The following is a 13793-nucleotide window of genomic DNA, read 5'->3' as shown; positions in this document are numbered from 1 at the left end:
TCAAAGATACAGCAATTTTAAAAAATAAATGAAATGGTACTGTATTTAATTAGGTAGATTAAAATGGTAGACCATCATTATCGTCATCATTCTCCGTGAAGTCGACAGGTTGTTCTTTTGGTTCGGCATTGCCTGGCACACTGCCTGCTCCTCCTTGAGGGCTCTGCGGCTCGAAATCAGACCTGCGACCTAATAAATTAAAACTCTCTGCTACAATCTCGGTCGTGTACCGACGGATTCCCTCCTTATCTTCATAAGAACGTGTCCTTAGTTTTCCTTCAATATAAACAAGCTTCCCTTTGCTGAGGTACTTTACCGCAACATCAGCCAAGCCTCGCCACAACACAATGTTATGCCATTCCGTCTGTTCCACTCGACGGCCGTCCTTGTTGAAAGTCTCTGAGGTCGCTAAGGGAAAACTCGCAACACTTACATTTCCTTCTAAATAGCGGATTTCCGGGTCCTTTCCAAGATGACCTACTAAAATAACTTTATTTACTCCCGACATACAATAATTTAGGATTTAGTGAGCACTAAAAATAATGTTCCACAAAGGAACTAATCAGTTTATGTTTAGCTAATTTATCTAAATTTTCTAATAAACAATAATTCCAATTTCTTTTTTTGACCAATTCCGAGTTATCAACATCTATCTTGTAAAACTTCGCGTAAATATTCTGGTGACTAAGGATATGCTTCACTTGTCCTTGAATCATTTTTGGCTCATTTTCACCAAATAATTCTCGATATTCAGGCAACTGTACCAATTCCGCTACATTTATTTCTTTTGCCGTTTCTAACATCGGAAATTCATACAAATTCGCCCAAACATCCCCTTCTGACCGCTGCGACATCAATACTTCACCCCCAGCTTCTAATACGAAATAATGAAAATAACGATCCTTACTTTTCTTCGCCTTTATTTTCCTAGGAAGCTTTTCTACCAAGCCATCCCCATAGGCTCGGCAGTCCAATCTCAATACGCATTCCTCACACCTGGGATTCTTAGGTTTACATTGCAAGGAACCAAAATCCATAATCGCCTGATTGTATTCGGATGGATGATCACGATCTAGCATTTCATCCGCTAATTGAGTAAATATCTTTTTCCCTTGAGTACTATTGATAGGCTCATCAATCCCAAAATAACGTGATAGTACCCGAAAAACATTCCCATCCAATACAGCGTGTGGATGATTACTTGAAAAGGAAGAAATAGCCGCTGCTGTATATTCTCCAACTCCGGGCAGTCTCAATAAATCAGTATATGTCGTGGGAAATTCCCCAGAATGCAAATTAACAACCTGCTTACTCGCCTTATGCATATTACGTGCACGCGAATAATAACCTAAACCTTGCCATAACCTCAGAATCTCCGACTCTTCTGCTTCAGCAAACTTTGTTACATTCGGATAACTTTCCAAAAACCGATGAAAATAAGGTGTACCTTGTTCAATACGGGTCTGTTGAAGAATAATTTCTGATAGCCAAATAATGTATGGATTCTTTGTTTCCCGCCATGGTAATGCCCTTTTGTGTGTAGCATACCACCCTAGGATTCGTTGCGAAAATGACATATTGCAAAGATGATAATTTATCCCCGACCTAAGCCTAAAAAAGTTATTAAATGTTAAATTTTCTTGCTATTATTTTAACATCTTCTATTTTTATGCCCGGCTAATATAAAGTGGGAGAGTAAAATATATGACAAAAAAGAAGACTGCTATTGAAATTATTGATTCCAATGGCGATTCAAATTTGAAGATTCAGATTCCAACTATTTTATTGAAAAACTGGAAATATATCCTGGCTGGAGGAATCTTCACTATTTGCTTGATATGTGCAACAATTGTTTATGTTGCCACTAAATCTACAAGCAATCACTACGAAGAACAACTAAGTAAACAAATTGAAGCGCTGGAAGAAGCTAGACAAAACCTTGCTCTTGAAGAAGCTACAAATCAATTGAGTACTGTACAAATTCAAAAATCCTTCGATGCTATTGATAGTGCTGTAAACCAAATTAATGCCAAAATGCGCAAAAGAGGGTTAAAAGAATTTGCCCCTAAAATCAAAAATGCTGGTGGACCCGTGGAAAATGAAGTAAACCTTAATGAAATGATTAAGTTTTACGAAGCAACTGTTAAAAAATTGGACAAAAAACTAGAAGGTGTTCCTTTAGGAAAACCCCATAATGGAAACATTACTTCTAGATTCGGATACAGAAGAAACCCTTTTACAAACCGTGGAATTGAAATGCATTCCGGAATTGACATTAGTGGCCGTACCGGAGAAGCAATCAATGCTACCGCTGCCGGAAAGGTGGTTTTCTCTGGATATAAAGGACAATATGGTAATGTAGTGATCATTGAACATACCAATGGATGGGAAACTCGTTACGCTCACCTTTCTAGAACATTGGTGAAAAAAGGACAAAAAATTGAAGCTGGACAACAGGTGGGTAAACTTGGTAGCACAGGCAGATCGACTGGACCTCATCTACATTACGAATTACTTTCTTTCGGTAGAAAAATCAATCCTGAAAAAACATTGATCTTTAACTAAGATCATGAACATAAAAAAATAGCTGTCCTTTTATTAAGACAGCTATTTTTTTTATAAGTTCTTTAGGAATTTTCTCACTTCTGAAATAAACTTGTCAGGGCATCCAAAATGAATGTTGTGGTTGTCACAATCGAATTGTATCAAACTAATTTTAGTTGGATGTAAATCTCTAAGTTTCTGATTCTCTTCAGTCGTTTTAAATAAATCGGGTTCCCCTATTGCTTCCATTATTAACATAGGAACATCCAATGTCTTATAAATATGCAATGGATTTATCCTAACGATAGAAGAAGCATACCGACTTACTTGATCGCTCTGATTCAAAACCTCCGTATAATGCAAACTATCCTGCATATGCATGTACTCATTTAACCCACAGTACATGATATATTGATTTCCATTCTTTCTGACAAAACCTAAATTCTGCCAGCGACTTTCAGAATCGTCTATAGTTGAAAAATTATTGAAAATTTCAAGCTCTGAATTATATCGCTGAAATAAAAGCTCTTCCACTTCTTTAGGAACTTTAAGATTTTTTAAGAAATTTGTATAATCTTCATGAGTTAATTTCTGGAACATCGTGTCAAAGGAAACAGACCCTCCATCTTCTAGAATAATTGCACTTACCTTTTCTGGGTATTTTTCATAAAATGCAGAGGCAAGGTAACCACCTCGAGAAAATCCCGCGATAACCGCTTTTTTTATCCCCTTCTGCTCCAGCAGTGAATTAAGATCATCCGCAAAATCCCAAAAATCCAAATCCTCCTGTGGTATCTCCGTTAACCCATGACCATAATGGTCTATAGAAAGTACCGTATATCCATCTTGCAAAAGCGAATCAGCAAATGGATAAAAATCGTATGCTGAAAGTAAGCTACCGGGTAACCATATAAACACTTTTTCTACTTGACTCCCCCATTGTAAATAGGTTACTTCATGTCTTTTAAATTTTATCTTCCTTCTATGCTCCTTCTCAAAATCATCAAATTTCCCTTTATGAAAATTATATAAATTTTCAGTTCTATCTTGAAAATCTTGGGATTTCACTGAAAATACAAAAAGCAAAAAAGCAAAACTTAAAATGATGGATCGAAACATGTTGTTAATTTACAAAACAGGAATAGTAAAGTAAGCTCCTAATGCAATCCTATTAAATTGTTTACTGTCTAACTCAACATTCTTGTTATATGTAACTGTATTACCCATATAGCCTAAATAGAATCTTAGATCTCTATTTTTCAATGGCTTATTCTGTAATGCTGCAAAATAAGTATAATTCTTTCTAAAATCAGCCCCTAATCCTCCATCTGCAGCGGCCTTGGATCCAACCGTTTCAAAAGCTCCCTTCAAAGCTATTTCCCATTTATCTGTTATAAATTGATCATATCTCAATATGGCCGATTTATACGTTATATCTTTAGATAATGTTCTTTCAGCACCGGTTCTCCCATAAAAATCATTGATCACTGATGACCCCAGCATGATATGATCGACTGCATAGTAAGAATATTGAAGATCCAGATAAATCATTTGACGGGCAGTCTTAAATTTATTAGCCAATGAAACGGCATGGTTAGTACGGTCTTTTGCAAATTGAGAAATGTTGTAGGACCATTTTGTATCAATTCTTTTATCTAAAAATGAACCCATCCAGGTAAAATAACCTCCCATAGGAGTTTTGGAAGCCTCTAATTCGCCCGCTGTATACCCATTATCTGATAACAATCGATCAAAACTATGATTGATGGTATTATAAAGCTGAACATTAATAGAATGATTTTGATTAATATCATAGGATAACATTCCCCCCACCACAAACAAATTTAATATATTACCTACGTAATCACTAAATCGAAGTTCATAGATTGGGTTGTTTTGAAATTCAAAGCTTCCGACCATTGCGCTCTGTTTACCTAGAGTTACTGCCCATTTATTTTCCTTCCCGAATTTGTATTTCAAGAAAGCAAAATCTAATGCAGCTGAAGCATTGTCTAAAGATGTTGGGGTAAATGACCTATTTAACCGGAATCTTACCCGGTAGGAAAACTGATCATTATAGTCTCCTGAAACCATAATGCGGGCATCATCTAGATTCGCATTTAATTTTGAATCATCTTGACCAAAATTATTGGCATTTAAAGCAGCCCTGAATAAGATATCAAGGTTAACCAATTTCGAAGCTTTAGGCTCCTTAACTTGTACACTGTCAGAATCAATAGTAATTAATGTACTGTCTTGAGCAGCTGCTAATTTTAAAATAAGGCTGAAAAATAAGGTTAATAGTAATTGTCTTTTCATGGAATGATATTCGTTGAGAACAAATATAATTCACTTGAAATATCTATTCTCAACAAATAACAATTCAAAAACATTATAAATTACTCCCTTATGATTAAGGTCTTATTTTTTATCAATAAAGTAATTTATATTCCTGGCATGAGCCTTTTAAAGAATGCCTATTCTATTTCTGAGCTAAAACATCTCTAGCTTCGGTATCTTCTAATCGATCTATTTCAGATCGCAACAACTTTTCCATTCGTTCCTGAACCTTTTTATATTTCGGATTTCCATAAACGTTCTTCATTTCCTTCGGATCTTTGTTCAAATCAAATAGCTCCCATCCATTTACTCGCTTATAGAATCGAATTAATTTATACTGTCCATCAGAAACTCCAAAATGCGGCGATACAGCATGCTCCCCATTCTCATAATAATGATAGAACAGCTGGTCTTGAATACTTTTCTTTTTCCCTTCAAGTACACTCAAAAAGGATCTCCCCTGCATGTCAGCAGGTACTTCCGTACCACTTAACTCTAAAAATGTTGGGGCTATATCTACCACCGACACCATACTTTCAATCTTCGTTTTCGGTTTGATCAAGCCAGGCATCTTCATTAACATTGGCGTTCTGAATGATTCCTCATACATAAATCTTTTATCGAACCACCCATGCTCTCCCATGTAAAAACCTTGATCAGATAAGTACAATACTAATGTATTCTCCTCCAAATTATTATCCCTCAGATAATCTAAAACACGTCCGATATTTCGGTCCATGGATTCAGCAGTATTTAAGTAGTCAACCATATATCGGTGGTATTTCCACTTGGCAAGATCCTGACCACTAAGGTTCGATTTCTTTAATTCATCATAGATTGGTTTATAATAATCCACATAGGCTTGGAATTGTGCATCGTTCATTCTTTTAAAATTCCCGTCTGCACGCATCTTCTCTATATTTTCGAACATCTTCAAATCATACCCCATTTGCATGTCCTTGTCAATACTCATCTCTTGGACAGAAGCAGCTTTTCTGGTCGAATAATCATCAAAAAATGTTTCCGGTAAGGGTATGTTCTTGTTGTCATTTTTCCCAAAATCCTCTAATGCTGGCATCCATGTTCTATGTGTATTTTTATGACCTATCACAATACAGAATGGTTCGTCCTTACCTTTCGAATCCAGCCAATTCAGCGCACGATCCGTAACCAAATCCGCAACATAGCCTTCTTCCCTTTCCATAACTTCCTTCTCTCCATTTACACTACTGATAAAATCCGGATTGAAATAATGACCTTGCCCGGGAAGGATGCTGTAATAATCAAACCCCTCAAGGTTTCTTCCCAAATGGATTTTACCTATCCATGCTGTTTGATACCCATTTTGATGTAATTCCTTGATAAATGAATTTTGTCCATGATTGAAATTTGAGGTCTCATTATCCTTGAACCCATTTTTATTGCTGTACTTACCTGTCAATAATGTTGCACGGCTAGGACCACAGATAGAATTCGTAACATAACCTTTCGTGAAGAGGGCTCCTTCATTGGCAATTCGATCTAAATTCGGTGTATGGGCAATTTTAGAACCATAGGCACCAATAGTTTGATAGGAATGGTCATCAGAAATGATGACTACGATATTAGGTTTTTTTTGGGCATAAACAGCAAAACTGATCATGCTAAAGCATAGAATAGATAGTAAACGCATGTTATCTTATTTGTTTAGGAAGCTTCAAATATAAGCATTGCTTCGGCATCATCTTGTTTTTTGATTTCTTCTTTTAATTTTCGCATCATTTCAGCCTGTTTTTCAGCATATTTAGCATTATTGTACAGGTTGTTCATTTCCTTTGAATCCTTCTTCAAGTCATATAGCTCCCATGAATCAACTTTATTATAAAATCGAATCAATTTATATTGCCCGTCACTCACACCAAAATGTGGGGAAACATTATGGATTCCATCCTCATAATAATGATAGTACAATTGTTTTCTCGCACCTTCTTTTCCTTCAATAATTTTTTCAAATGACTCTCCTTGCATATCCGATGGAACAGCAACACCCGCCAGTTCCAACATCGTAGGGGCAATATCAATAGTCATAAGGAGATCATTAACTTTTTTAGATTTCTTGATGTGCTTTGGATATCGCAGCATCATCGGCGTACGAAAGGATTCCTCGTACATAAACCGCTTGTCAAACCATCCATGCTCTCCCATATAAAAACCTTGGTCTGACATATAAATTACAAGCGTATTCTCCGCTAATCCTTTCTCATCTAGATAATCTAAAACCTTCCCAATATTTCTGTCCATGGATTCAGCGGTGTTTAGGTAATCTGTCATATATCGCTGATATTTCCATTCCGCTAATTTCTTTGGATCTGAAAAATCACGGCTCTCGAAGTCTGCCTTCACCTTAGCATAATAGGACCTATATTTTTCCCGATCTGACTCGTCCATCCTAAAGAAATTCGATTCTTTCATCCAGTCGGCTTCCGATTTAAATAATTTTAGATCGTAATCCAATTTCATATCCTTGCTTACTTGCATTTCCTGAATCTTTGCAGCTTCCCGCCCTTCATAATTATCATAGAAATTATCAGGCAAAGGAAACTTCTTTCCGTCATTCTTACCAAAGTCTTGAGGATCTGGATTCCATTCACGATGCGTCGCTTTATGCCCTAAAATCATGCAAAAGGGCTTTTCACGATCCAAACTCTCCATCCATCCTATCGCCTTTTCCGTCACAATATCAGACACATAACCCTTCTCCCTTTTCATCTCACCTTTCTGATTCTTAAAATTCGGATTAAAATAATGACCCTGATTGATCAGTACATCAAAATAGTCAAATCCTTCTAGCGTATCTCCCAAATGTTGTTTACCAATCCATGATGTACGGTAGCCTGCCTTCCTCAATTCTTTCACGAATGAATTCTGACTATGTTCAAAGTGTGATTTCTCATTCTCTTTATATCCATTCTTATGACTGTACTTCCCTGTCAATAGACTTGCTCTGCTTGGTCCACATAATGAATTATTGACATAGGCTCTGTTGAAAAGAAGTCCATCCTTTGCAATTCGATCAATATTTGGTGTAGAACCAATTTTGGAACCATATGCTGATATTGTCTGATAGGAATGATCGTCAGAAATAATAATTACAATATTTGGCCTCTTCTGACCATACAGCATACTGATGGATAGGGCACAGAATAAAATAAAAGTGAATGCTTTGTTCATATAATTAAATATACGATTTCAATATTTAATATAGACCTTAAAAACATGACAATTCCTGAATAAAATTATCTCAATTCTAATTTGAAGAATCAATAAAAAAGATGACTTTTGCCAAATAATTCCCTCTTTAAATGAAAAAATTTTTTACTCTCCTTGTTTTTGTGACTTTCTTTCAAGTTTCCTTTGCCCAACAAGATGTATTCAAAATTGATTATACAGTTTCTATTGACGAATCTTTAAAGGCACAGATCGCAGGGTCAGACTCCGTTGAAAATTCCATGGACGGATTATTCTTCGACATCATGGAAGAATTAAAGAATCAAACAGTTATGCAGGCATGGGTAGGAAAAGATCAGTACAAAATACAATCAAGTTTCCTGGATACATGGATGCAGATTACAGATAATAAGACCCATACCGTGGTCAGAGTGGATTCTGCAAATGCTAGATTCACAAAATTGGATTTCGAATCAACTAATTTTTTCGCTGGACCAATCAACCTGGAAAATAAAGAGACAGCAATTATTGCGGGATTCCCGTGTAAACTTGCAACCATGGAAATTGAATCGGACGAAGGGGATACTGAACCGGCAATAGTCGAAATTTGGTATACTGAAAAAATACCTCAAATTATATGGGGTGAATACCAATACCTGAGAGATGTCCCTGGCGCTGCCCTAAAAATATCTACCTCAGGTGCATCCTTCTTTGCTATAGATATTAAAAAAATTAAAACCCCAAATAATTTTTTCCAAATTCCTGACAACTATACTGAAGTTGATGACCTTGAAAATCTTGAATCTGAAACTTTTGAAGATGTAGGTCTGGGTGAAGATCTTGTTGCATACTTTGACTCTACATCCTATCAATATGGACTTAGTACGACGGAAGGAACTGTCCTAACCGAACCAAAATTCAGCTCTATAGGACCTTTTAATAACGGCTATGCCATCGCTTCCAATGAAGCTAGTTTATCGGCTATCATTGATAATAAAGGAAATAATAAAACCGATTTCATCTATGAATACATTTACTTTGATCCTGAATTAAATGCTTATCAATATTCAATTGATGGTAAAATGAGCATGATGGATGTCAATGGTACAGCAATCTGGAAAAATCATTATGATTATTTCTCTCCATTTACTCAGAATTTCAGTGTGGCAAATTTTGACAGTAAATCTGGTATTATTGACCGTAAAGGAGATATAATAGTTCCATTTACTGATCGATCGATTCTAGTTAACGACAACTACTATTACATTACCGACGAAGAGGGAACATATAAAGCCTATGATATTAAAAACAATAAATTGATCATTTCTGGATATGCATATCTATTTGTAACCAATGTTGAAAACCTTTTCAAGGTTTCTGAAGATGGTGAGAACTTTGGCTTAGTCAATACAAAGGGGGAAATCATCCTTCCAATGGAATATGGCTATATTACAGACTTTCAGAATGGAACTGCATCCGCAATGAAAAATAATTCTGATGAAGAAATTATCATCAATAGTAAAGGAGAAAAAATAACGAACTAAGGATGACCTTTGAAATTAACACACTACATCGCGGTAGATTTATTTGGATATTACTAGGATCATTATTTGTTGTGGGTTATTTGTTGTCGCTCACTCAGCTTCAGGAAATATATAAAATAATTATCTTGCTATTTTGTATTCCTGCCATCATGTGGGCAGCAGTGAGGTTTAGTAAAGATAATTCCACGTGGAGCATACAAAACCGTAACATTAACATTACCATCTTCAATAAGGAATTATCCTTTGCTGTGGATGATATTAGCTATATCAAAAACCATATCAGATCTGGAGGAAACCTCGTAGTATTCCACAAAAAGGGGAAATCGTCCCCAACTAGAATCTGGAGAAACAAAATTTTCGCAAGCAATGACCAATTTGATGAATTAATTGCTGCCCTAAAAGTTCTTGAAATCGAAATCCTAATCGGATAGTGACCAACCTTTGAAATGCTAAATTTTATATATTTGGCATTATGAATCTAAAAAAGTCTTTTACCCTACTTTTATTGGTCCTTTGCAGTGTATCTATCTTTGCTCAACGCAAAGGTTATTGGGACCAAAAAGTTGATTATACCATGGATATTGATGTCAATGAAAAGACATTCCAATATGATGGTAAAATGAAACTTAAATACAGTAATAACTCTGGACAAGAATTAAACAAGGTTTATTTTCATCTTTATTTCAATGCCTTTCAACCCGGAAGCATGATGGATGAACGCCTAAAAAGTATTTCAGATCCTGACCCTCGAATGGTCAGAAATATCGGCACTAAAGAAAACCCTGAAAGAAAAAGTCGAATTGAAGCCTTAACACCTGACCTAATCGGATTTCAAAAAATTAAAACGGTTAAATACAATGGTTCAGACGTTAGCTTTAAAGAGGATGGAACTATTCTCGAGGTGACTCTTCCAAATCCCATTAAAGATGGAACTACCGTTGAATTCGACCTGACCTGGCAAGCTCAAGTTCCAGAACAAATCCGCCGTAGCGGCCGTAATTCAAAAGAAGGAGTCGCATTTTCCATGACACAGTGGTACCCGAAAATGGCTCAATTCGATGAATTCGGATGGCACCTTGACGAGTACGTAGCTCGTGAGTTTATTGCTCCTTTTGGAAACTTTGATGTAACGATACATATTAATAAAGATTATGTAATTGGATCATCCGGCAAGCTTCAAAACCCAGCACACGTTAAAGGTTATGTTGAAAACGCTAAAATAAAATCTAAAAACAATAAAGCTACCTGGCACTATAAAGCAGAAAATATCCATGATTTCGCTTGGGCGGCAGATCCAAAATTCGTTGTGGATTCCGCTAAAACGAAGGGTAATGTAACCATATACATCGTATACTTACCATCAGACAAGGAAGTATCAGAAAACTGGAAAACCGCTTTAGGCTTGTCCACTGATTTTTTTGATTTTGTAGGTCAGCATTTTGGTGCATATCCATGGAATACCTATACCATCATTCAAGGTGGTGACGGAGGTATGGAATACGGAACAGCGACACTAATTACCGGTGGCAGAAACCTAAAGGGTCTGGTTGGCGTTATTTTCCATGAAGCTGCGCATTCCTGGTATCAACATCTCTTTGGTATCAATGAAACTGTCGATGAATGGATGGATGAAGGCTTCACTAGCTACATCGAAGAACTAGCTTACCAAGAGTTGTTCGAAAGACCTAAAGCCCGGGCATTGAATCCAATTGGCGCCACTTATCTTTCTTATTACAAATTAGCAAAGTCCGGCAAGGAAGAACCAATGAGCCTTCTAGCCGATTATTACAACACAAACTATGCGTACAGCACTGAAGCATACAGCAAAGGTGGTGTATTGGCAGAGCAATTAGGATACATTATTGGAAAACAGAACTTAAATAAAACCTTCCTTAATTTCTATGATTTCTGGAAGCTAAAACATCCAACGCCTAATGATTTCAAACGTGTTGCTGAAGAAACATCAGGAATGAATTTGAAATGGTATTTTAACCTATTTATTAATACGACTAGGACCATTGACTATGCTATAGAAAATGTGACTGCTCAAAGCATTGAATTGAAAAACAAATCTAACTTCGCGATGCCAATCGATTTATTGGTTGAATATGAAGATGGAAGCAGAGAATTGTTCTACATCCCGCTTCGTGAAATGAGAGGAGATAAACCAGCTGAAAACTATGAAATATACAGCGGCGTAAAACGTACTATCCTAACAGATTGGTTTTGGACAAAACCTAATTATTCCGTTCCTGTATCAAAGAAAGTGAAAAAAGCTTGGATTGACCCAACAGAAAGGTTAGCGGATATCAACTATGAAGACAATGCATATTCAGCACAATAGAAATTAAATAAAAATCTAACATGATTTAAAAAAGGTGATCTGATTCTAATTAGATCGCCTTTTTTTAATCATGTCAAGGTGCGGACCATTAACTACAGAAATAGGACATAGTAACATCTGAAAAATATCAGATTGATACAGGCCTATCAACAATGGGATTTATGTAAAATATAAATTGATTATTTGTTTTTAATCCTTTCTAAAAGACTCTTTAATTCGGCAACAATTTTAGGATTTTCTTTAGCAATATTACTCTTTTCACCTGGATCTTGAGCAAGGTTGTATAATTGATCCTCTGGATTATTGCCTAATTCAGTATTGGTCAATTTGCTTATTGCAGGACCTTTACTGGGAAGAATATACTTCATATTCCCTTTGGTAATGGATTGGGAGCCTGCTGATTTAACCAGGTATTCCCTGCCTTTCTTATCTTTTCCAATAAAAGTGTTCCATATGTTTTCACTATCCAATTCACTTTGATTGGCCAAAGGTTTCTTGAAGTAGTTTGCAAAACTTGACAATAGGTCCATTTGACAGATTAGCGCATCCGATTCTTGAGATTTTTTAATTCCTTTCGGCCAGCTTATTATAAATGGAACCCGAGTTCCACCTTCAAAAGAAGAATATTTACCGCCCCTGAATGGTCCAAAAGGATTATGTCCATTCAGTTGGGTAACTGCTCCATCTTCATATCCATCATCAAGTACAGCTCCATTATCACTTGTGAAAATTATAATAGTGTTTTCGTAAAGACCATTATCCTTTAGTGCTTTAGAAATTTCACCTACTGTATGGTCCAATTGCAATATAGCATCTCCACGAAAACCTAATCCACTTTTCCCTTTAAATTGCGTTGAAGGCATTCTTGGAACATGTGGCTCCGTTGCATGGTAGCTTAAAAAAAAGGGGTTGTCTTTATGTTGACGGATATAGTTAACAGCTTTGTCAGTAAATGTTGGAGTTACTTCTTCGTCTACCCATCTAGATTGAACACCTCCAGTCATCCAGCCTATTCTACCAATGCCATTAATAATCGTTTGGTTATGCCCATGATTGAGACTAGCTTTCATTTTTAGGAGTTCTGGATTTTCCAATCCTGTAGGTTCATTTCCAACTTTCGCTTTGTAGGAAACATGAATCGGATCTTTAGGGTCAATTCCTTGGACAATGTGTCCTTCGAGGAAAACAGTAGGGACGCGGTCGGCTGTTGCAGGAAAGATATAGGAATAATTATAGCCGACTTCCAATGGCCCGGGCTTAATTTCTTCATTCCAATTCTTTTCAACTTGATTGCCAAGTCCAAGATGCCATTTCCCAACGATTGCCGTTTCATAACCTTGTTGTTTAAATAGTTCAGGTAAGGTAATCTGATTTTGATCTATAATCAAGGCTGCGTCGCCTGGTAGCACACCGGTCCCTGATTTGCGGAAAGGGTACTTTCCTGTCATCAAAGAGTATCGAGATGGTGTACAGGTAGCTGCAGAGGAATGTCCATTCGTAAACCGAATTCCGTCCTTCGCTAATTGGTCGATGTGAGGGGTCTGGATTTTAGTAGCTCCATAAGAACTCAAATCTCCATAGCCTAAATCGTCCACATAAATCATGACGACATTTGGTTTATCCTGTGCAAATACAAAAAGGGGGAAAAGGAATAATAACAATAAAGTATTTTTAAGTCTAATGGATTCAAGTATCATAAAATTCAATTGGGTTTAGAATAGGTCGAATATACAGATTTTAAACAAGTTTTAAAATCGCTAAACAACATAAAAGTCCAAGAGAATCACTTGGGCGTTTATGTTGTTAGGTACAGC

Annotated in this window: 11 protein-coding genes; 4 read left to right on the top strand and 7 right to left on the bottom strand. The window is 36.4% G+C overall.

What is annotated here, in order from left to right:
* Positions 1-58: 58 nt before the first annotated feature.
* Positions 59-508 (bottom strand): single-stranded DNA-binding protein, encoded by a 450-nt coding sequence (locus E0Y80_RS01875; RefSeq protein WP_156305707.1) that lies wholly within the window; start codon positions 506-508, stop codon positions 59-61.
* Between the two features lie 25 nt (positions 509-533).
* Positions 534-1577: an A/G-specific adenine glycosylase gene (gene mutY, locus E0Y80_RS01870; protein WP_156305706.1), complete on the bottom strand. Its 1044-nt coding sequence runs from the start codon at positions 1575-1577 to the stop codon at positions 534-536.
* 127 nt (positions 1578-1704) lie between these two features.
* Between mutY and E0Y80_RS01865 the strand changes: the two genes are divergently transcribed.
* Positions 1705-2565 carry a M23 family metallopeptidase gene (locus E0Y80_RS01865; RefSeq protein ID WP_156305705.1) on the top strand — a complete coding sequence of 287 codons (861 nt, stop codon included), beginning with the start codon at positions 1705-1707 and terminating at the stop codon, positions 2563-2565.
* A gap of 51 nt (positions 2566-2616) precedes the next feature.
* On the opposite strand, the gene E0Y80_RS01860 is transcribed toward E0Y80_RS01865, so the two are convergent.
* The 4 genes from E0Y80_RS01860 to E0Y80_RS01845 form a co-directional block, all read right to left on the bottom strand.
* Positions 2617-3663 (bottom strand): alpha/beta fold hydrolase, encoded by a 1047-nt coding sequence (locus E0Y80_RS01860; protein WP_156305704.1) that lies wholly within the window; start codon positions 3661-3663, stop codon positions 2617-2619.
* A gap of 9 nt (positions 3664-3672) precedes the next feature.
* A complete protein-coding gene (locus tag E0Y80_RS01855) occupies positions 3673-4863 on the bottom strand; it encodes a porin (RefSeq protein WP_156305703.1) in 1191 nt (396 codons plus the stop codon).
* A 163-nt stretch (positions 4864-5026) separates the two neighbouring features.
* Entirely contained in the window at positions 5027-6556 is a 1530-nt protein-coding gene (locus E0Y80_RS01850) for a sulfatase family protein (protein ID WP_156305702.1), read from the bottom strand.
* Between the two features lie 14 nt (positions 6557-6570).
* Positions 6571-8094, bottom strand: coding sequence for a sulfatase family protein (locus E0Y80_RS01845; RefSeq protein ID WP_156305701.1), 1524 nt, complete (start codon positions 8092-8094; stop codon positions 6571-6573).
* A gap of 131 nt (positions 8095-8225) precedes the next feature.
* Here E0Y80_RS01845 and E0Y80_RS01840 point away from each other — a divergent pair, with 131 nt between their 5' ends.
* From E0Y80_RS01840 to E0Y80_RS01830, 3 genes are read left to right on the top strand one after another with little or no spacing between them, the layout of a single operon-like run.
* The gene (locus E0Y80_RS01840) at positions 8226-9635 is read left to right on the top strand and encodes a WG repeat-containing protein (protein WP_156305700.1); all 1410 of its coding nucleotides are present in this window, start codon (positions 8226-8228) and stop codon (positions 9633-9635) included.
* A gap of 2 nt (positions 9636-9637) precedes the next feature.
* Complete coding sequence (locus E0Y80_RS01835) at positions 9638-10066, top strand: hypothetical protein (RefSeq protein ID WP_156305699.1); 429 nt, start codon at positions 9638-9640, stop codon at positions 10064-10066.
* A gap of 41 nt (positions 10067-10107) precedes the next feature.
* Positions 10108-11979: a M1 family metallopeptidase gene (locus E0Y80_RS01830; protein ID WP_156305698.1), complete on the top strand. Its 1872-nt coding sequence runs from the start codon at positions 10108-10110 to the stop codon at positions 11977-11979.
* A gap of 179 nt (positions 11980-12158) precedes the next feature.
* Here the strand turns inward: E0Y80_RS01830 and E0Y80_RS01825 are convergent, their stop codons facing one another.
* Positions 12159-13676 (bottom strand): sulfatase family protein, encoded by a 1518-nt coding sequence (locus tag E0Y80_RS01825; RefSeq protein ID WP_156305697.1) that lies wholly within the window; start codon positions 13674-13676, stop codon positions 12159-12161.
* Positions 13677-13793: the final 117 nt, after the last annotated feature.

Source organism: Sphingobacterium endophyticum (assembly GCF_009733535.1).
In the GTDB taxonomy this organism is placed as follows: Bacteria; Bacteroidota; Bacteroidia; order Sphingobacteriales; family Sphingobacteriaceae; genus Sphingobacterium; species Sphingobacterium endophyticum.
This window is presented reverse-complemented; position numbering and strand designations above follow the sequence as displayed.

Bases quoted from the DNA above. Each gene is read 5' to 3' on its own strand.
- E0Y80_RS01840 (WP_156305700.1), top strand. From the start codon at position 8,226: ATGAAAAAATTTTTTACTCTCCTTGTTTTTGTGACTTTCTTTCAAGTT.
- mutY (WP_156305706.1), bottom strand. From the start codon at position 1,577: ATGTCATTTTCGCAACGAATCCTAGGGTGGTATGCTACACACAAAAGG.
- E0Y80_RS01865 (WP_156305705.1), top strand. From the start codon at position 1,705: ATGACAAAAAAGAAGACTGCTATTGAAATTATTGATTCCAATGGCGAT.
- E0Y80_RS01855 (WP_156305703.1), bottom strand. From the start codon at position 4,863: ATGAAAAGACAATTACTATTAACCTTATTTTTCAGCCTTATTTTAAAA.
- E0Y80_RS01875 (WP_156305707.1), bottom strand. From the start codon at position 508: ATGTCGGGAGTAAATAAAGTTATTTTAGTAGGTCATCTTGGAAAGGAC.
- E0Y80_RS01835 (WP_156305699.1), top strand. From the start codon at position 9,638: ATGACCTTTGAAATTAACACACTACATCGCGGTAGATTTATTTGGATA.
- E0Y80_RS01845 (WP_156305701.1), bottom strand. From the start codon at position 8,094: ATGAACAAAGCATTCACTTTTATTTTATTCTGTGCCCTATCCATCAGT.
- E0Y80_RS01850 (WP_156305702.1), bottom strand. From the start codon at position 6,556: ATGCGTTTACTATCTATTCTATGCTTTAGCATGATCAGTTTTGCTGTT.
- E0Y80_RS01825 (WP_156305697.1), bottom strand. From the start codon at position 13,676: ATGATACTTGAATCCATTAGACTTAAAAATACTTTATTGTTATTATTC.
- E0Y80_RS01860 (WP_156305704.1), bottom strand. From the start codon at position 3,663: ATGTTTCGATCCATCATTTTAAGTTTTGCTTTTTTGCTTTTTGTATTT.
- E0Y80_RS01830 (WP_156305698.1), top strand. From the start codon at position 10,108: ATGAATCTAAAAAAGTCTTTTACCCTACTTTTATTGGTCCTTTGCAGT.